The following is an 18958-nucleotide window of genomic DNA, read 5'->3' as shown; positions in this document are numbered from 1 at the left end:
GCGTCGTCCTCTCGGCCCTGCCCGACGCCGACGTGTGGGGACTTCGACCGGCTCTATCACCGGGGGGCTCACGCCGGGCGGGTGGCCTGGGTCAGGCGACGAGGCGGGCGTTGTCCGTCGAAGCAGCGGCGGAGAAGCGCGGAAGGGAGGCCGTCGGCGCCCGCTCCGGTTCGGCCCAAACGGAGATCGGGGCGGGGATGAAGGGGAGCGCGGTGGGCTCGGCGATGACCTCGCCGCGCAGAACGGCGGTCTCGGTGCGGAGCACGGAGGCCAGGGACGAGGCAATCTGGTTCGCCTTCAGATCGTGGAAGATCACGTCGGTGTCGTCACTGCTGCGGGGAACCAGAGTCCACTGGCCTTGGGCGCCGACGAGACGGGCGATTTGGGTGTGCAGGAGCTCGAACACCTGAGCGTCGCTGAGCTCGGGAACGGGCGGGGGGATGACCGGTGCGACCGGTGCGACGCGACGTCGACGACCAAACATCGGGAGCCCCTTTCGGCTAACGTGCCCGTGAACTCTTCAGTTTGCCGTGCGGCGCCCTGCGGCCCGCGCTGACACGCCGACAGTGGAAGACTTAGTCCTCGATTCGGCGATCGTCGGCATCCTGGATGACGGTTCCGATGGCGACCGCGGCGCTGAGCAGCCAGCCGACCCACATCAGCACCAGGCGCCAGTCACGCGGACCGGTGCGGGTGGCACTCAGAATGTTCCAACCGCCGGCGAGCACGCCGATGATGGCACTGCTGAAAATGAACTTTCGCATGAAGACCTCCGCGCCTAACGCTACCCGGAAGTCGCCCGGCTGCGCGTTTCCCGACAATCTGACCGATCGGACAGGCTCTGACCGATCGGTCAGGTACCGTGATCGGGTGACTCCAGAGCCCGTTCTGCCCCAGCCCCCCCACAACCGCCAGAGCACCAGCGTAGAACTGCGCGCGACAGCGCTGGAACAGTTCGCCTCGGTCGGGTTCGCCGGCACCTCGCTGCAGCAGATCGCCGACGCGGCCGGGTACTCCAAATCGAGCGTGCTCTACCACTTCGCCTCCAAGGAAGCGCTCCTCGACGAGGTGCTCACCCCGGCGGTGAACCGGCTGGAGGCCATTCTCGAACGGTTCCTCGCCACCGAGGAGAGCGCCCTGACCCGGAGCCGGTTCGTGAACGACTTCATCGACTTCATCCTCGAATTCCGCCTCGAGCTGCACACCTTCATCAACCAGTCTCAGTCGCTGCGCGGCATCCCCGTGATCGACCGTGCAGGAGTGGTGATCGTGCGCCTCTCCGACACGCTGTGCCACGGCGATGCGAGTACGGAGGACCGCATCCGCTTCGGTATCGCCCTCGGCGGCGCCGCCTACACCCTGGTGGCCGGCATGACGTTCCTCGGAGAGGAGATAGCCCCGGTGGAACAGGTCCGACCGGCTCTTTTGACCGTCATCACCGAGCTGCTTGCCCCTGTCACCGTTCGCACCGCCCCGTCCCGGAAGTAGCACCCATGGCAACCCTGCTCTATCGAATCGGCCACTTCGCCTACCGGCGTGCGGGCCTGATGCTCGGCATCTGGGCCATCCTGCTGGTCGGGATCCTCGGCTCCGGGTTGGCCCTCGGTGGCCAGACCCAGGAGTCGTACGCGATTCCCGGCACGGAATCACAGGACACCATCGACAAGCTCGGCGAGGTGTTCCCCCAGGCGGCCGGCGCCGCGGTACAGGTTGTCTACACGGCCCCGGACGGGGCATCCGTCACCGACGAGCCTTACCGCACGGCCATCGTCGACATGGCGGCCGAACTCGCGGACGTGCCCGGCGTCGACTCGGTGCTGACGCCCTATGACGAATATGCGTCGGGCGCGATCTCCGACGACGTGGAGAGTGCGTTCAGCCAGATTCAGTTGTCCGCCTTATCAACCGACGTCACCGCGGAAACCCTCGACGACGTGACCGGGACGCGGGATATCGCCGAGGAGGCCGGACTCGAGGTCGCTTTCGGCGGCCAGGTGTTCCAGGACAACACCTTCGGCATCACCATTTCCGAGGTGCTCGGCCTGATCTTCGCCGGCGTGGTGCTGATGATCACCTTCGGTTCGCTCGTATCCGCCGGGATGCCGCTGCTGATGGCCCTGGTCGGCGTCGGCGTCGCCATCGGCGGCATCACCGTGATTTCCGCATTCGTGCCCGTCTCGAGCACGGCCCCCATGCTCGCCCTGATGCTCGGGCTCGCCGTGGGCATCGACTACGCGCTCTTCATCCTGTCGCGGCACCGCACGCAGCTCGCCAACGGGGTCGAACCACACGATTCGGCCGCCTCGGCCGTGGCCACCGCCGGCAGCGCCGTCGTCTTCGCCGGGATCACCGTGATCATCGCCCTGCTCGGGCTGCTCGTGGTCGGCATCCCGTTCCTCAGCGTGATGGGGCTGGGCGCCGCCTTCGCCGTGCTGGTCTCTATCTTCGTGGCGGTCACGCTCCTCCCCGCCGTTCTCGGCCTTGCCAAGGGGCGCCTCACTCCCAAGACAGGCAGCCGCGCGTACCGCCGGGCCACCCGTCCAGACACCGGCCGGCCCACCCTCGGCCACCGCTGGGTCAACCTCGTGCTCAGGGCGCCGGTCGTGGCCGTGCTCCTCGTGGTGGGCGTGCTCGGCACGCTGGCGATCCCGGCCCTCAGCCTCGATCTGAACCTGCCTGACGGGGCATCCGAGCCGGCCGGTTCGACGCAGCGAGAGGCGTTCACCATGCTCGAGGAGGGCTTCGGTCCGGGCTACAACGGTCCGCTCATCGTCGTCGTCGACATCACCCAGACGACGGATATCTTCGGTGACCTCGACACTATCGGCGCGGCCCTGCGCACCCTGCCCGACGTGGCCTTCGTCGGCACGGGCACTCCGAACCCGACCGTCGACACCGCCATCATCCAGGTCATGCCGGACAGCGCGCCGAACGCGCCCGAGACCAAGGCGCTCGTGCAGGCCATCCGCGATCTGGCACCATCGATCGACGACAACTTGGGCACCCCCATCGCCGTGACCGGCGCGACCGCCGTGTCGATCGACATCTCCAACCGCCTCAGCAACGCGCTCGTGCCGTTCGCCCTGATCGTGGTGGGGCTCTCGATCATCCTGCTGACCATGGTGTTCCGGTCGATCTTCGTGCCGATCAAAGCTGCCCTCGGGTTCCTGCTGTCGGTGGCCGCATCGCTCGGCGCGACCGTGGCGATCTTCCAGTGGGGCTGGTTCGCCGAGCTGCTCGGGGTGGAAACCCCCGGGCCGATCCTGAGTTTCCTGCCCATCCTGCTGATGGCCGTGCTCTTCGGGCTGGCCATGGACTACGAGGTGTTCCTCGTCTCGGGCATGCGGGAGGAGTTCGTGAAGACCGGCCTGGCCCGCGAATCCATCGTGCACGGGTTCTCCCACGCCGCCCGCGTGGTCACGGCCGCCGCCCTGATCATGTTCTTCGTCTTCTTTGCCTTCGTGCCCGAGGGCACCGGGGCGATCAAGGGCATCGCGTTCGCCCTCGCCGTCGGAGTCTTCCTCGACGCGTTCCTGGTGCGGATGACATTGGTCCCGGCCGCGATGGCCCTCGCCGGCGATGCCGCCTGGTGGCTGCCACGCTGGCTCTCCCGCATTCTGCCCGACGTCGACATCGAGGGTGAGGGTCTGCGCCGACACCTGGCCGACAAGGAATGGGCCATCAGCCAGCCGCACGCCATCACAGCCGAGGGAGCCGTCTTCGGGCTGCCGGAGAGCCCCTTCAGGCCGCTGGACCTCACCATCGACGCCGGCGCGGTGGTGGTACTGACCGGCTCCGCCACCCACCGCCGCGTCGTCGCCGCCACCCTGGCCGGCCGGCTCGACCCGGTGTTCGGCCGCCTCCAGGTCATGGGCTCCCCGCTGCCGTCCGAGCGCAGCCGCGCCCTCCGCGCGGTGGCGCTCGCCGACGTGGGCGACAGCCGCGACAGTGGACTCACCGTGGGGGAGTTGCTGGCCGAACGGCTGGACCTGGCGCATCCGTGGTACCGCGCCGCGTCGCGCCGCTCGCTGCTCGCGGGGTGGATCGCGCGCCTGAACGGTGCGCTCGGCACTCCGCCGAGCGGCCGGGACTCCGGCCCGATCGTGGGCGGCACGACGGTATCGTCCCTCTCCGCCCTGGGCCGCGCCGCGGTGCTCGTGACGGCGGCGCTCACCGAAACCCCGGGAGTTGTCATCGTCGACCTCGGCGAGGGACTGCCCGTCGACCCGGCGGGGCGGGACCTCGTGCAGGTGCTGGCGATCCTCGCTCCGGCATCGACCGCCCTCATCGTCGGTGCCGCCTCCTTTCCTGAGGCGATCCCGGTCTACCGCGGGGCCCGCCCGGTGCAGACCCTCGAACTCGATTCCCGTGACCGAAAGGCCCTGCAGCGATGAGCACCAGGCTCGAGAAACTGTTCAGCCGCACGCCCGGGCAGCGCCGAGGGGCTCTCGGGGCCCTGATGGCGGGTCTGATCGTGGTGCCGTTGGCGGTCGCCGGACTCTTCGCCGGCGCCCTCGCCACCGCCGATCAGCGCGTGGACACGCTGCCGGCGATCGTCGTCAACAATGACGAGATCGTCACCACCACCCTGCCCGACGGCACCGAGCAGCCGGTGCTCGCCGGCCGCCTGCTCGTGACCGAACTCACCAAGCCTACCGATGCTGGGTCCGAGGCCACCGGGTTCGACTGGACCATCTCCAACTCTGCGGATGCCGCGGCGGCCCTGGACTCCGGCGACGCCTACGCGGTGCTCACGATCCCGAAGGACTTCTCGGCGTCGGTGACCTCGCTGGGCGGGGCGGCTCCCACCCAGGCCGACTTGGGCATCCGCACGGATGACGCGCACTCGTTCCTGGCCGGATCGGTGGCCCAGTCGGTGGGCACCGCCATGTCGGGCGTCTTCGGCCGCGAGATCACCTCGCAGTACCTCAACGGGCTCTACACCAACCTGGCCGTGCTGGGCGAGTCCCTCACGCAGGCGGCGGATGGCGCCGCGCAGGTTTCGACCGGGGTCACCGGCGTGGCCACCGGACTCAATTCGCTGGCCGGCGGCACGGCCGCCGCGGCATCCGGGGCCTCGTCCGCCGCGACCGGCGCCGCCAGCTTCTCCTCCGGCGTGACCGAGTACACCCAGGGCGTCACCGGACTGAGCCACGGCCTGACCCGGCTGAGCACGGGCGCGGCCGGGCTGGCTCCGCTCGCGACCGGCCTACCGGCCTACGCGGCCGGGGTGCAGGCCAGCGCCGACGGTTTCAGGCAGCTGAACACGGCCATGCAGAGCGACTCGCGGGTCGCCGACTACGCGCCAGCCCTGCTGCGGCTCCAGAGCGGACTCGACGCCCTCGCCGCGCAGAGCACCGGCATCAGCCAGGCGGGTCCGGGCCTCGAAAGCGTGCTCGATGGAGTGTCTCAGAGCGCCAACGGTGCAAGCCTGCTCTCCGCCGGCGGAAGCGACCTCCGCGGCGGTGCCAGTGACCTCGCCACCGGCGTTGCCGGCATCTCCACCGGCCTCTCGCAGCTGGCCACCGGAACAACGGATGCCGCGGCGGGCGCCCGCCTGCTCGAATCGGGCGCGGTCGAACTCGCCAGCGGACTGCGGGACGCCGCGGACAGCGCGGCCCCGCTCACCGACACCGACCCGGTGACGACCGCGGCGGTCGTCTCCGAACCGGTCGGCATCACCGCGGAGCGCGACAACGCCTTCGCGTCGATCGGCCCGGTCATCGGCATGGTCTTCGTGCCGATCGGCCTGTGGATCGGTGCCCTGGCGATCTTCCTGGTGATGAAGCCGCTGTCCGCGCTCGCGCTCGCGTCGACCGCGTCGACCGGCAACCTCGTGGCCCGCAGCCTCGGCCGTGCGTTCGGCATCGCCGCAGCGCAGGCCGTGGTCGTGGTGTTGTTGCTGCACACCACTCTCGGCGTCTCGTGGTCGATCCTGCCGTCGACCCTGGCCTTCGCGGTGTTCCTCGCCTTCGTGTTCGCGGCGGTGCACCACTTCCTCACGGCGGCGTTCGGCCGGGTCGGAATCGTGGTCTCCCTGGTACTTCTCGCGCTGCAGCTCACCGTGGTGGGTGGGCTTTACCCGATTGAGCTGGTGTCGGCCCCGTTCCAGGTGATCAGCCCGTACCTGCCGCTCACCTGGGCGGTGCGGGGCATGCAGGCCATCGTCTCCGGGGGAGGCGGCAGCGCCGGCGGGCCCGCGGCCATCCTGCTGATCGTCGCGCTGGTGAGCGTTCTGACCTCGTACTGGACCGTCGCCAGTCGGCGCGGCGCCCGCTCGTTCGGCCTGGCGCAGGCCCGCAGCTGACGCGGGCCATCTGTGCGCGTGTGGCTGACTCAGGACATCCGTCGCCCACATTCTTCAGTCGCCGCGGACCAGTGCGGAACAGGTGCGGATACCCGGCTCGGTCCGGCCGGATTTCCTGAGTGGGCCACATCTCCCGCCTGATGCGCCGAAGTGCCTGTGCGGTTCGGGCATGCACCTCGCGCCGTGTTCTGTCGTGCAGCGCGAACGAATTCGACGGAGATTTTGTCAAGATCGATCCCGGATGCCCTGGGGCGACCAGGATCAGGGGAGAGGCGGGCCCTGGCCGATACTCAACCAGGCGTCGGTTCCTCCGCGAGCGTTCGGGCCGGGGCCTCGGTCCGTGGCGCGGGCGTCCTTCATCGCTTGAAGCTGGCGGTCGACAGCCGCTCTGGTCGCCCCCGCCGAAAGCTGCCGCTCGAGGTCCGCGTCGAGCGGGGCCGTGACATCGTTCAGAGCGCCGCTGGAGAGCAGCTCGTCGGTGGCGGCGGCGCGGGCCTGCATCTGGGTGACCCGGTCCTTGGCCCGGTCGAGGTCGGCACCGACCGTGCCCAGTTGCGAGCCGATGCCCGACGCGGCCTCGTTGGCCTTGACCCGAGCCTCGGAGGCAGCGTAGGTGGCCTTGATGGTCTCCTTCTCCGTGCGGAAAGCGGCGACACGTTCGGCGAGGCGTCGCTCGTTGTCCTGCAGTTGCGCCTGCTGCTGCGCCAAAGTGAGGTACTGGTCACGGATGGCTGCCACCTGGCCCTCAAGGAGCGACCGGCGTTCCAGCGCCGTGCGGGCCAGATCTTCCCGGCCCTGGTTCAGCGCCTCCTGGGCCTGATCGGCCAGCCGCTGGTAGCGGCCGCCCATGTCCTGCCCCTGCAACTCAATCCGCTTCTTCGCCGTTGCGACCTCGGCCAGCCCCAGACGCACCTGCTGGAGCGACTTCACCTGCTGCTCGTAGCTGTCGTCGAGGGCCTCGCGGGGGTCTTCGATCCGGGTCAGGGCCCGGTTTGACTTGCTGCGGAGGATGACGCGCAGCCGCGAGGTGAGGCTCATGATTCGGTCCTTCTGTTGAAAGTATTCATGGGCAGGGGCCGGCGCGGATCGGGGAGCCCGCCGTTGCCGTTGAGGGACTGGCCGTTGAGGGAGCGCAACTCATCGACCCCAGCCCGGAGCGCGGCTACCTCGCGGTCGACCTCGGAGCGAAGAACCGTAAGGGTGTCATCGGTGAGCTCTCCGAGACCGGCAGCGACTGCCGAGCGCAGCCGGCGCACCAACCCGGCCACCTGGTCGACGCGGCGGCCGGCCACCGACAGCGCCTCGGCGAGCACGACAGGATCGGTCTCGCTCGTCAGCAGCCGCAGCTGTGATTGCAACGTGACGCTTTCGTCCTGAATGCCACGGAAAAGTCGTGGAAGCTCGCCGAGCGGGCCCTGGCTGCTCCGGGCCAGGTCGACGGCTGCCTGACCACTGTCGAGAGATTCCTTCAGCCGCAACTGCAGCTTCCTAACCTCGTGTTGCGGTCCCCAACTCAGGATGGTGCGAGAACGTAACACCGCGCCGGTCAGCCTGCGGCTACGGCGAATGCGCCGGTACAGCCTCCGCACCAGAACGAAGAACGAGACGGAGACAGCGAGGCTGATGGTCGCGAGTGAGATCAACACCCAGCTCAGCAGTGAATTCAGGTCCATGGGTCCGCCTCTTTCAAACAGTCAGCCGGGGTCGCGCCACACCCGGACACGATCCACGGGATAAAATACGCGAGTTACCTCAAAGTTGTCCCCATGTCGGGCGATCGTGGCCGAGGGGCCAACCCGGCCACCGCTTTCGGCCCACTGGTAGCCTTCGGAGACCACCAAGGCGTCGCTCTGCGCTCGCCGGAACGGACGATCCCATTACCTCTGCAGCCGAACCCACGGCATCCGCCACCCCGGACTCCACCTATTCGCTGGTCGTGGTCTCCAACCGCCTCCCGGTCGAGATCGAGGTTTCCGAGGACGGAACGGAGGGCTGGCGCACCTCGCCCGGCGGCCTGGTCACCGCCCTCGAGCCCATGATGCGCAGCTCCGACGGCGCCTGGGTAGGCTGGCCCGGCATCGCCGACCGCACCTTCGATCCGTTCGAGAACGACGGCATCTCCATCGTGCCGGTGCGGCTCAGCGAGTCGGAGCTGGAGGAGTACTACGAGGGCTTCTCCAACGACACGATCTGGCCGCTGTACCACGACGTGATCGCGCCACCGCGCTACCACCGCGAATGGTGGGAGGCCTACGTTCGGGTGAACCGCCGCTTCGCCGACGCCGCCGCATCCGCCGCCGCGCCCGGCGCCACGGTGTGGGTGCACGACTACCAGTTGCAGCTCGTGCCACGGATGCTGCGCGACGCGCGGCCCGACCTCGTGATCGGGTTTTTCAACCACATCCCTTTTCCGCCCTACGGGATCTACGCCCAGCTACCCTGGCGCAAGCAGATCCTCGACGGACTGCTCGGCGCCGACCTGATCGGTTTCCAGCGCCTCGCCGACGCCGGTAACTTCTCCCGAGCCGTGCGGCGCCTCTACGGCTATCCGACCCGCGGCGTCGCCATCGATGTGCCCGCACCCGAGGGCAAGCATCGCCGGGTGATCGCCAAACACTTCCCGATCTCCATCGACGCCGCCGCCTACGAGGAACTGGCGCGGCGGCCCGAGATCCAGGAGCGGGCGCGCCAGATCCGGGAAGACCTCGGCAACCCCCGGACGATCATGCTGGGCGTGGACCGCCTCGACTATACCAAGGGCATCGCCCACCGCATCAAGGCGTTCGGCGAGCTGCTCGCCGACGGCAGCCTGAGCGTGGAGGACGTCACCCTGGTGCAGGTCGCCAGCCCCTCCCGGGAACGCGTCGGCGCCTACATCGCCCTGCGCGACGAGATCGAACTGGCCGTCGGCCGCCTCAACGGCGACTTCTCCACCATCAGCCACACCGCCATCAGCTACCACCACCACGGTTACCCGCGCGAGGAGATGGTGGCGCTCTACCTCGCGGCCGACGTGATGCTCGTGACCGCGCTCCGTGACGGCATGAACCTCGTCGCCAAGGAATACGTGGCCGTGCGCTTCGACCGCGACGGCGTGCTCGTTCTGAGCGAGTTCGCCGGCGCCGCCGACGAGCTCAAACAGGCCGTGCTGATCAACCCGCACGACATCGACGGCGTGAAGGCCGCCATCCTCCGGGCCGTCGCGATGCCCCGCCAGGAACGGCTGCGACGCATGCGCGCGCTCCGCCGCAAGGTCTTCGACAACGACGTCGCCGCCTGGTCCTCTTCCTTCCTCCGAACCCTGACCGAAGGGGCCGCCGTTCGTCCCGGGATCCCCGACACCCTCGCCGGTGCGCTGAAGGATCTCAGCCGCGCCGACAACATCCTCGTGGCCCTCGATTTCGACGGGACGCTTGCCCCACACGTCGACAATCCCGAAGACGCGCGCGCCGTGGCAGGCACCCGCGAGGCCGTGCAGCGCCTGCTCGACCTCGACGGGGTGCGGGTCGCGTTCGTCTCCGGCCGGGCCCTGGTCAGCCTGCGGCACGTGTCGCAGCCGCAGACCGATGTGCTCCTCACCGGCTCGCACGGGATCGAGGTGCAGCTGGACACCCCCGAGATCGAACTCGACCTCGTCACCGAGGAACTCGAGCAGCTCGACGTCCTCGCCCGGGTGCTTGAGCGCATCTCCGGGAGCATCGACGGAACCTGGATCGAACGCAAGCCGGCCGGTCTCGCCCTGCACACCCGGCTGGCGACGCCCCGGAAAGCGGCGGCCGCCCTAAAGGCCGCACGCGAGGAGCTGGGCACGCTGCTGCCCGGCCTGACCGTGCGGGACGGCAAAGACGTGATCGAATTCGCGGTGCGTGCCAGCACCAAGGGCGACGCCCTTGAGCGGTTGCGCCGGCACGCGGGGGCCGACCGGGTCTTCTACGCCGGCGACGACACCACCGACGAAGACGCCTTCGCCGTGCTGCGGCCCGGCGATGTCGGCCTCAAGATCGGGGCAGGCGACTCGCTCGCCGGCTACCGGGTGCGCGGCCCCGAAGACGTGCCGCTGGTACTGGGCCTGATCGCCGCTGCCCGCGCAGCCGTCGCCGCGGAGCGTGAGGCCGCCGCCGGAGCGTGACCCTCGGGCGACGTTCCGCCTTCAGCGGACGTTCTAGACTCAGTGCATGACTGAGATTGACATGAAGCCTCGCAGCCGAGACGTCACCGATGGTATCGAAGCCACCACCTCGCGTGGGATGCTCCGGGCCGTCGGTATGGGAGACGCTGACTGGGAGAAACCCCAGATCGGCATCGCAAGTTCGTGGAACGAGATCACGCCCTGCAACCTCTCCCTGGACCGCCTCGCGCAGGCCGCCAAAGAAGGCGTGCACGGCGGCGGCGGCTACCCGCTGCAGTTCGGCACCATCTCCGTCTCCGATGGCATCTCGATGGGCCATGAGGGAATGCACTTCTCCCTCGTCTCCCGTGAGGTCATCGCCGACTCTGTCGAGGTCGTCATGCAGGCCGAGCGCCTCGACGGCTCCGTGCTGCTGGCGGGCTGCGACAAGTCGCTGCCCGGCATGCTGATGGCCGCGGCCCGCCTCGACCTGGCCAGCGTTTTCCTCTACGCAGGATCGATCGCACCCGGCTGGGTCAAGCTTTCCGACGGCACCGAAAAAGACATCACCATCATCGACTCCTTCGAGGCGGTGGGCGCCGTCAAGGCCGGACGGATGTCCGTGGCCGACGCCAAGCGCATCGAGTGCGCCTTCGCTCCCGGCGAGGGTGCCTGCGGCGGCATGTACACGGCCAACACCATGGCCAGCGTGGCCGAGGCTCTCGGCATGAGCCTGCCGGGATCGGCTTCCCCGGCCTCCGCCGACCGCCGCCGCGACTATTACGCGCACCGCTCCGGCGAGGCCGTCGTCAACCTGCTGCGCCTGGGGATCACGGCCAGGGACATCCTGACCCGCAAGGCCTTCGAGAACGCGATCGCCGTGGCGATGGCGTTCGGCGGCTCCACCAACGTGGTGCTGCACCTGCTGGCCATCGCGAACGAGGCCGAGGTCGAGCTCACCCTCGACGACTTCAACCGCATCGGCGACACGGTGCCGCACATCGGCGACCTGAAGCCGTTCGGCAAGTACGTCATGAACGACGTCGACCGTCACGGCGGCGTGCCGGCCGTGATGCGGGCCCTGCTCGAGGCCGGTCTCATCCACGGCGACGCGCTCACCGTGACCGGCAAGACCGTGGCCGAGAACCTTGCCGAGATCGACCCGCCCGAACTGGACGGCGAGGTGCTGCGCACCCTCGACAACCCCATTCACGCCAGCGGCGGAATCACCATCCTCAAGGGCTCTATCGCCCCCGAGGGTGCCGTCGTCAAGACCGCCGGCTTCGACTCCGACATCTTCGAAGGACCCGCGCGCGTGTTTGAGCGTGAGCGCGCCGCCATGGACGCTCTCACCGCGGGGGAGATCCAGAAGGGCGACGTCGTCGTCATCCGCTACGAGGGACCCAAGGGCGGGCCCGGAATGCGGGAGATGCTCTCGATCACCGCCGCCATCAAGGGCGCCGGGCTCGGCGCCGATGTACTACTCTTAACGGACGGTCGATTCTCAGGCGGCACAACCGGACTGTGCATCGGCCATATAGCACCCGAAGCGGTGGACGAAGGTCCTATCGCCTTCGTGCGCGATGGTGATCTGATACGGGTCGATATCGCAGCTCGCACGCTCGACCTACTGGTCGACCCTGATGAGCTGACCGCCCGGAGTGTTGGCTGGGCACCTCTGCCTCCCCGCTACACCCGGGGCGTTCTCGCAAAGTACTCGAAGCTTGTCCAGTCTGCGGCCGTCGGCGCCGTCACGGGCTAGCACTCACTATTCGTCATCGAACTAGGGAACTGATCACATGACCGCGGAAACACCCGTGCCATCACCGTCGCCCTCACCTGCCGCGGCCGCCGGGGCGCCCGACTCGGGGGCGCCGGAAATCCTCACCGGTTCCGGTGCGATCATCCGCTCGCTGGAGTTGCTGGGCGTCACCGACGTCTTCGGTCTGCCGGGCGGCGCCGTCATTCCGCTCTACGACGAGCTGATGAGCCAAACCGTGATCCGGCACATCCTGGTGCGGCACGAGCAGGGTGCCGGCCACGCCGCGGAGGGCTACGCCTCGGCGAGCAACCGCGTCGGGGTGGCCATCGCCACCTCCGGGCCCGGCGCCACCAACCTTGTCACCGCCATCGCCGACGCTTACATGGACTCGGTGCCGATCCTGTGCATCACCGGACAGGTCTTCTCCACCCTGATGGGTACGGATGCCTTCCAGGAGGCCGACATCGTCGGCATCACCATGCCGATCACGAAGCACTCCTTCCTGGTCAAGCGTCCCGAGGACATCCCCGCGGCTATCGCGTCGGCTCACCTGATCGCCTCCACCGGCCGGCCCGGCCCGGTCCTGGTGGACATCACCAAGGACGCCCAGCAGAAGAGCGCCCCGTTCATCTGGCCGCCCAAGCTGGACCTGCCCGGCTACCGGCCGGTCACCAAGGCCCACGGCAAACAGGTGCAGGCTGCGGCCCAGCTGCTCGCCGAGGCCAAGAAGCCCGTCCTCTATGTGGGTGGCGGCGTCATCCGTGCCCGCGCGTCGGAAGAACTGCTCGCGTTCGCCGAACTGAGCAAGACGCCCGTCGTCACCACGTTGATGGCGCGCGGCGCGTTCCCGGACTCGCACGACCAGCACCTGGGCATGCCCGGGATGCACGGCACCGTGTCCGCTGTGCTTGCGCTGCAGGAGGCCGACTTGATCATCGCGCTCGGCTCCCGCTTCGACGACCGGGTCACCGGCAAGGTCTCCGAGTTCGCGCCGCACGCCACGATCGTGCACGTCGACATCGACCCCGCGGAGATCGGTAAGATTCGCGCCGCCGACGTTCCCATCGTCGGTGATGCCAAGGAGGTCATCGCCGACCTCACCATCGCCTACGCGGCCGCCATCACCACGACGACGCCCGACGTCAGCGTTTGGTGGACCTATCTCAAGGGTCTGCGGGAGGAGTTCCCGCTGGGCTATTCCGAGCCGACCGACGGCCTCATGAGCCCGCAGTTCGTGATCCAGCGCATCGGCGAGCTGACCGGGCCGGAAGCCGTCTACGCGGCCGGTGTCGGCCAGCACCAGATGTGGGCGGCCCAGTTCATCAAGTACGAGCGGCCCAATTCCTGGCTGAACTCCGGGGGCGCCGGCACGATGGGCTACTCCATCCCCGCAGCGATGGGCGCCAAGGTGGCCGAGCCCGACCGGGTGGTCTGGTCGATCGACGGCGACGGATGCTTCCAGATGACCAACCAGGAACTGGCCACCTGCACGATCAACAACATTCCGATCAAGGTCGCCATCATCAACAACTCCTCGCTGGGCATGGTGCGCCAGTGGCAAACCCTGTTCTACGACGGACGGCACTCCTTCACCGATCTGCACACCGGGCACGGGTCCGCCATGGTGCCGGACTTCGTGAAGCTGTCGGAGGCCTACGGTGCCCTCGCCATCCGGGTCACCAGCCCCGACCAGGTCGACGAGGCCATCAAGCTGGCGTTGGCGACCAACGACCGGCCCGTGGTGATCGACTTCATCGTGAGCCGGGACGCAATGGTCTGGCCGATGGTGCCGCAGGGTGTCAGCAACAGTTATGTGCAGTATGCCAAAGAACACGCACCGACCTGGGAAGAGGAATAACCCGTGAGCACCCACGTCCTGAGCCTCCTCGTCGAGGACAAGCCCGGCCTGCTCACCCGGGTCGCCGGCCTCTTCGCCCGCCGCGGCTTCAACATCGAGAGCCTCGCCGTCGGCCACACCGAAATCCCCGGGCTCTCCCGCATCACGATCCTCGTCGACGTCGAAGACGCGCCGCTGGAGCAAGTGACCAAGCAGCTGAACAAGCTGATCAACGTCATCAAGATCGTCGAACTCGACCCGGCCCAGTCGGTGCAGCGCGAACACCTGCTGGTGAAGGTGCGCGCCGACAACACGACCCGGTCGATGGTGCTCGAAGCCGTGACCCTGTTCCGGGCCCGGGTCGTCGACGTGTCCGTCGACGCGGTCGTGATCGAGGTCACCGGGGACTCCGGTAAAACGCAGGCGCTGCTGCGCGTGCTCGAACCCTACGGGATCAAGGAAATCGCCCAGTCCGGCCTGCTCGCCATCGGCCGCGGGTCGAAATCGATCAGCGAGCGCGTCTTCAAAAACTAGAGCTTGACCACCGACTACAACAACAAGGAGAACATTTACTCGTGTCTGAGATTTACTACGACAAAGACGCCGACCTGTCGATCATCCAGGGCAAGAAGGTAGCCGTCATCGGCTACGGCTCGCAGGGTCACGCCCACGCGCAGAACCTGCGCGACTCGGGTGTCGAGGTCGTCATCGGCCTCAAGGAGGGCTCGAAGTCCAAGGCCAAGGCCGAAGAGGCCGGCTTCACCGTTCTCAGCACCGCCGAGGCATCCGCCTGGGCCGACGTCATCGTCATCCTGGCGCCCGACCAGGTGCAGCGTCACCTGTTCGCCGACGACGTGCTGCCGAACCTCGCTGCGGGCAAGGCCCTTGTCTTCGGACACGGCTTCAACATCCGTTTCGGCTACATCAAGGCCCCCGAAGGCATCGACGTCACCATGGTCGCCCCCAAGGGACCGGGCCACACCGTGCGCCGCGAGTATGAGGCCGGCCGCGGCGTTCCCGTGATCGTCGCCGTCGAGAAGGATGCCTCGGGCGCGGCCTGGCCGCTCACCCTCAGCTACGCCAAGGCGATCGGTGGCCTGCGCGCCGCCGGCATCAAGACCACCTTCACCGAAGAGACCGAAACCGACCTGTTCGGCGAGCAGGCCGTGCTCTGTGGTGGCGCGTCGCAGCTGATCCAGTACGGCTTCGAGGTTCTCACCGAGGCCGGCTACCAGCCGCAGGTTGCCTACTTCGAGGTGCTGCACGAGCTCAAGCTCATCGTCGACCTGATGTGGGAGGGGGGCATCGCCAAGCAGCGTTGGAGCGTCTCCGACACCGCCGAGTACGGCGACTACGTCTCCGGCCCGCGCGTCATCGACGCCCACGTCAAGGAGAATATGAAGGCCGTTCTCGCCGACATCCAGAACGGCGCCTTCGCGGCCCGCTTCATCGGGGACCAGGACGCCGGAGCACCGGAGTTCCTCGCTCTGCGCAAGAAGGGTGAAGAGCACCCCATCGAAGCCACCGGCCGTGAGCTGCGCAAGCTGTTCGCCTGGAACGCCTCCGCCGACGACGACTACACCGACGGCGAAGCCGCGCGCTAACACCCGAGCTCGCATCGGCAGCGGGGCCAATCCAGTCGATTGGCCCCGCTGCCTGTTAGCGGCGCTGATGGTCCCGAGGATGCGTTCGGGGTGCTTGCCACGCCCAGTCGACCATTCCGTGGGCTTTCGGGTGATCACGGTGATTCCGCGGAACTTCAGCTGTCAGCTGAGCGCCGTGCATCGGGAAGGCACGATTCGGCCTTCCGGGGAATCCATCCCCGCCGAAGCGGTGCGGGCAATGGACCTCCGGAGAACCCTCAAGGAATCGGAGGTGAACAAGTAACTGGAGTGCACGGCTCCGTGAACAGGCACCCCCAGACTGGGTGGCATGAGTCCTTTCAACAGACGTGATCTGCTGCGATCCGCCGGCGTCATCGCCTTCGCCGGGGCAACCGCGAGCGCGGCCCAAGGTCGCCCTGGCCCGGCCGCCGGTTCCGCAGCCGTCCCTGATTTCCTGCACGGCGTCGCCTCCGGAGACCCTCTGCCGGACAGCGTGCTGCTCTGGACCCGGGTCACACCGACGCCCGATGCGCTGCCCGGCTCGGGCTCGGCCTCGACATCACGGTCGGCTGGGAAGTGGCCGAGGACTCCGGATTCCTGCGGGTGGCTAGCAGCGGCTCCGTCACCACGGGCCCCGCCCGCGACCACACGGTCAAGGTGGTCCCGACCGGACTGAGGCCCGGCACTCCCTACTGATACCGATTCAGCGTCGCGGGAGCGACCTCAGCGACGGGCCGCACGCGCACGGCCCCAGCCGCCGGGGCTGCCGTGGAGCGCCTGCGGATGGGTGTCGTGTCCTGTGCGAACTGGCAGGCCGGCTACTTCTCGGCTTACCGCTATCTCGCCGATCGGGGCGACCTGGACGTCGTTCTGCACCTCGGCGACTACCTGTACGAGTACGCTCCGGGCGAGTACCAGGCACGCGACGTCGTCGTGCGCGCGCATGACCCAGCGGTCGAGATGACCACGCTGACCCATTACCGTCGTCGGCATGCCCAATACAAGACCGACCTCGACCTGCAGGCGCTGCACGCCGCGGTCCCGTTCGTGGTCACCTGGGACGACCACGAATTCGCCAACGATGCCTGGTCTGGTGGGGCGGGAAACCACACCGACGGCATCGAGGGCACCTGGGCGGTCCGGCGCGAGGCTTCCCAGCAGGCGTACGCCGAATGGATGCCCGTGCGCTACGAGCCCGGCGGTCACATCTATCGGCGTTTCACCTTCGGCTCTCTGGCCAGCATCTCGATGCTGGACCTGCGTAGCTACCGCAGCCAGCAGGCGTCGAGCGTCGTTGATCCCGCTGTCGGCAGCCCAACCCGCACCCTGACCGGTGAGGCGCAGATGACCTGGCTGCTGGACGGCTTCTCCTCGACCCAGGCCCAGTGGAAGCTGATCGGAAATCCCGTGATGATCGCGCCCATCCGGTTCCCGTCCACACTCAGCGCGAGGGAAGTCGGCGCCGTGGGACAGCTGCTTGGGTCGACCACGATCGACGGCGTTCCCTACAACGTGGACCAGTGGGACGGCTATCCGGCGGACCGCAGCCGGGTGATCGGTCACCTCCGGGACAACGCGGTCACCGATGCGGTCTTTCTCACCGGGGACATCCACTCGGGCTGGGCCTGCGATGTACCGGCGGATCCGCTTACCTACCCGTCCAACGGTGCGTCCGTGGCCACTGAACTGGTCTGTACCTCGGTGACCAGCGACAATCTGGACGACATCCTGCGGTCACCGCCACGTACGGCATCTCTGGCCGTCGAGGAAGCGTTCAAGGCCGCGAACCCGCACGTGAAGTACCTGGATTTCGACTCCCACGGCTTCTCCGGGCTCGAGGTCACGCCGGCTTCCCTGCGCATGGATTGGTATGCGCTCTCTGAGCGCACCGACCGTGCGGCGACGATCAGCCTGGCCACGTCCTGGCAGGTCGCCGCGGGCACCCAGTCCGTCCGGCCCGCCCGGTGAACGGCGTACCGATGAGCTTCTCCGAGCCCGACCGCCGCCAGTTTCTCCGGCTGGCGGTGGCCGGTGGGGCCTCCGTCGTGCTGTCCGCCGCGGTCGGGAGCGAATTCCCCGCTTCCGCCCGGGCGGCCGGCGGCCTGGCCACGCCGGACCGCACTCGGGTGTACGTCATGGTGGTGGACGGTTGTCGGCCCGATGAGATGACGCCACAAGTGACACCTCGGCTGGCGGCATTGCGCGCTGCCGGAACCAATTTTCCCGGCGCCCGGTCGCTGCCGGTGATGGAGACCATCCCCAATCCCGTGATGATGATGACCGGGGTTCGACCCGCGCGCTCCGGCGTGCCGGCGAATGCCGTCTACGACCGAACCGCCGCCGTGGTGCGCGACCTGGACCGGCCGACCGATCTGCGCTTCCCGACACTCCTGGACCGGCTCAGGGACACAAGCTTCACGACGGGCTCGGTACTCAGCAAAAGGTATCTCTTCGGCATCTTCGGCGAACGCGCCAGCTACCGCTGGGAGCCGTCCCCACTCCTGCCGGTGACCGGGCACGCCCCGGACGACTTCACGATTGATGCCCTGATCGCCATGGTCGACGGTGTCGACCCCGACTTCGTGTTCACGAACCTGGGTGACGTCGACCGGGTGGGGCACTCGGATATCACCGGCACCACCGTGCAGGCCGCACGGACCGCTGCCCTGCGCGGAACCGACAACCAGGTCGGCCGCTTCGTGGACCACCTCGTGGCCACCGGGCGATGGGAGAGCAGCGTGTTGATCGTGCTCGCGGATCACTCTATGGACTGGTCGATTCCGTCGAACGTCATCTCCGTGGATCAAATTCTCGGTGCACGAGCGGAGCTGCGGGCGCAGATCCAGATCGCGCAAAACGGCGGGGCCGACCTGCTCTATTGGACGGGGCCGGCGGCTGACCGTGATGCCGGGCTGGCCGAGGTCCGCTCTCTCGTGACGGCGCATCCGGGCGTCTTGTCGATCAGGGACCCGGCCGAGCTGGTCCTGGGCCCGGAGGCCGGCGATCTGGTCGCCTTCTGCCGCGCGGGCTGGCGATTCTCTGACCCGTGGGTCGCGTCCAACCCCATTCCCGGCAATCACGGGCACCCAGCCACTGAGCCGATCCCGTTCTTCATCAGCGGAGGCAGCCCGCGGGTCATTCGCGGTGCAGTGCTCTCCGAGCCGGCGCGCACGATCGACGTTGCACCCACAGTAGGTTCGCTTTTCGGGCTGGCCGCCCCGACGGGCGGCTATGACGGCACCGAGAGGGCCGGGGCGTTCCGATCCTGACGGTAGACACCGGCGCCGGCAGGCCTCAAAAATCAACTACGGGAGTACCGTGAGCGGTGGTGGGCGATAGC

The 18958-nt window shown here is 68.2% G+C and carries 15 protein-coding genes and 1 pseudogene; 12 read left to right on the top strand and 4 right to left on the bottom strand.

Translation table 11 applies throughout. The features are described 5' to 3' along the window. Positions 1-91 precede the first annotated feature (91 nt). Both E3O22_RS07945 and E3O22_RS07940 read right to left on the bottom strand, forming a co-directional pair. Positions 92-484: a hypothetical protein gene (locus E3O22_RS07945; RefSeq protein WP_134394232.1), complete on the bottom strand. Its 393-nt coding sequence runs from the start codon at positions 482-484 to the stop codon at positions 92-94. 91 nt (positions 485-575) lie between these two features. Further along, complete coding sequence (locus E3O22_RS07940) at positions 576-764, bottom strand: hypothetical protein (RefSeq protein WP_134394231.1); 189 nt, start codon at positions 762-764, stop codon at positions 576-578. A gap of 106 nt (positions 765-870) precedes the next feature. Between E3O22_RS07940 and E3O22_RS07935 the strand changes: the two genes are divergently transcribed. The 3 genes from E3O22_RS07935 to E3O22_RS07925 are packed head-to-tail and all read left to right on the top strand — an operon-like array spanning position 871 to position 6307. After that, positions 871-1488: a TetR/AcrR family transcriptional regulator gene (locus E3O22_RS07935; RefSeq protein ID WP_241976561.1), complete on the top strand. Its 618-nt coding sequence runs from the start codon at positions 871-873 to the stop codon at positions 1486-1488. A gap of 5 nt (positions 1489-1493) precedes the next feature. Beyond that, entirely contained in the window at positions 1494-4394 is a 2901-nt protein-coding gene (locus tag E3O22_RS07930; protein WP_134394229.1) for an MMPL family transporter, read from the top strand. Then, complete coding sequence (locus E3O22_RS07925; protein ID WP_134394228.1) at positions 4391-6307, top strand: YhgE/Pip family protein; 1917 nt, start codon at positions 4391-4393, stop codon at positions 6305-6307. Before E3O22_RS07930 ends, E3O22_RS07925 begins: the two co-directional genes overlap by 4 nt. Positions 6308-6568: 261 nt before the next feature. Here E3O22_RS07925 and E3O22_RS07920 read toward each other — a convergent pair whose 3' ends face one another. Beyond that, the gene (locus tag E3O22_RS07920) at positions 6569-7345 is read right to left on the bottom strand and encodes a PspA/IM30 family protein (RefSeq protein WP_134394227.1); all 777 of its coding nucleotides are present in this window, start codon (positions 7343-7345) and stop codon (positions 6569-6571) included. Further along, entirely contained in the window at positions 7342-7980 is a 639-nt protein-coding gene (locus E3O22_RS07915) for a hypothetical protein (protein WP_134394226.1), read from the bottom strand. Before E3O22_RS07915 ends, E3O22_RS07920 begins: the two co-directional genes overlap by 4 nt. A gap of 203 nt (positions 7981-8183) precedes the next feature. On the opposite strand from E3O22_RS07915, the gene E3O22_RS07910 reads away from it, so the two are divergent. The 9 genes and pseudogenes from E3O22_RS07910 (at position 8184) to E3O22_RS07880 (ending at position 18887) form a co-directional block, all read left to right on the top strand. Continuing rightward, a complete protein-coding gene (locus E3O22_RS07910) occupies positions 8184-10436 on the top strand; it encodes a bifunctional alpha,alpha-trehalose-phosphate synthase (UDP-forming)/trehalose-phosphatase (RefSeq protein WP_134394249.1) in 2253 nt (750 codons plus the stop codon). 46 nt (positions 10437-10482) lie between these two features. Beyond that, complete coding sequence (gene ilvD / locus E3O22_RS07905) at positions 10483-12177, top strand: dihydroxy-acid dehydratase (protein ID WP_134394225.1); 1695 nt, start codon at positions 10483-10485, stop codon at positions 12175-12177. A 37-nt stretch (positions 12178-12214) separates the two neighbouring features. Further along, complete coding sequence (locus E3O22_RS07900) at positions 12215-14035, top strand: acetolactate synthase large subunit (protein ID WP_134394224.1); 1821 nt, start codon at positions 12215-12217, stop codon at positions 14033-14035. Between the two features lie 3 nt (positions 14036-14038). Next, the gene (gene ilvN, locus E3O22_RS07895; RefSeq protein WP_104102867.1) at positions 14039-14548 is read left to right on the top strand and encodes an acetolactate synthase small subunit; all 510 of its coding nucleotides are present in this window, start codon (positions 14039-14041) and stop codon (positions 14546-14548) included. Positions 14549-14589: 41 nt separating this feature from the next. Further along, positions 14590-15618 carry a ketol-acid reductoisomerase gene (ilvC, locus tag E3O22_RS07890; protein ID WP_134394223.1) on the top strand — a complete coding sequence of 343 codons (1029 nt, stop codon included), beginning with the start codon at positions 14590-14592 and terminating at the stop codon, positions 15616-15618. A gap of 328 nt (positions 15619-15946) precedes the next feature. Further along, a pseudogene (locus E3O22_RS16305) lies at positions 15947-16129 on the top strand (alkaline phosphatase); the annotation flags it as partial. 65 nt (positions 16130-16194) lie between these two features. Then, positions 16195-16314, top strand: coding sequence for a hypothetical protein (locus E3O22_RS16300; RefSeq protein WP_370448403.1), 120 nt, complete (start codon positions 16195-16197; stop codon positions 16312-16314). Between the two features lie 96 nt (positions 16315-16410). Then, a complete protein-coding gene (locus E3O22_RS07885; RefSeq protein WP_241976559.1) occupies positions 16411-17586 on the top strand; it encodes an alkaline phosphatase D family protein in 1176 nt (391 codons plus the stop codon). Positions 17587-17597: 11 nt separating this feature from the next. Beyond that, a complete protein-coding gene (locus tag E3O22_RS07880; protein WP_134394222.1) occupies positions 17598-18887 on the top strand; it encodes an alkaline phosphatase family protein in 1290 nt (429 codons plus the stop codon). The last annotated feature ends 71 nt before the right edge of the window (positions 18888-18958 follow it).

Origin of the sequence: Cryobacterium sp. TMT2-18-2, from assembly GCF_004402245.1 — a bacterium.
Classification (GTDB): domain Bacteria; phylum Actinomycetota; class Actinomycetes; order Actinomycetales; family Microbacteriaceae; genus Cryobacterium; species Cryobacterium sandaracinum.
Note: the sequence above shows the minus strand (reverse complement) of the source record. Positions and strands in the feature narration are given on the sequence as shown.

What these genes read in the sequence shown, in the direction of transcription:
- E3O22_RS07945 (WP_134394232.1), bottom strand. Translation starts at nt 484, where the DNA reads ATGTTTGGTCGTCGACGTCGCGTCGCACCGGTCGCACCGGTCATCCCC.
- E3O22_RS07940 (WP_134394231.1), bottom strand. Translation starts at nt 764, where the DNA reads ATGCGAAAGTTCATTTTCAGCAGTGCCATCATCGGCGTGCTCGCCGGC.
- E3O22_RS07930 (WP_134394229.1), top strand. Translation starts at nt 1,494, where the DNA reads ATGGCAACCCTGCTCTATCGAATCGGCCACTTCGCCTACCGGCGTGCG.
- E3O22_RS07925 (WP_134394228.1), top strand. Translation starts at nt 4,391, where the DNA reads ATGAGCACCAGGCTCGAGAAACTGTTCAGCCGCACGCCCGGGCAGCGC.
- E3O22_RS07920 (WP_134394227.1), bottom strand. Translation starts at nt 7,345, where the DNA reads ATGAGCCTCACCTCGCGGCTGCGCGTCATCCTCCGCAGCAAGTCAAAC.
- E3O22_RS07915 (WP_134394226.1), bottom strand. Translation starts at nt 7,980, where the DNA reads ATGGACCTGAATTCACTGCTGAGCTGGGTGTTGATCTCACTCGCGACC.
- ilvD (WP_134394225.1), top strand. Translation starts at nt 10,483, where the DNA reads ATGACTGAGATTGACATGAAGCCTCGCAGCCGAGACGTCACCGATGGT.
- E3O22_RS07900 (WP_134394224.1), top strand. Translation starts at nt 12,215, where the DNA reads ATGACCGCGGAAACACCCGTGCCATCACCGTCGCCCTCACCTGCCGCG.
- E3O22_RS07880 (WP_134394222.1), top strand. Translation starts at nt 17,598, where the DNA reads ATGAGCTTCTCCGAGCCCGACCGCCGCCAGTTTCTCCGGCTGGCGGTG.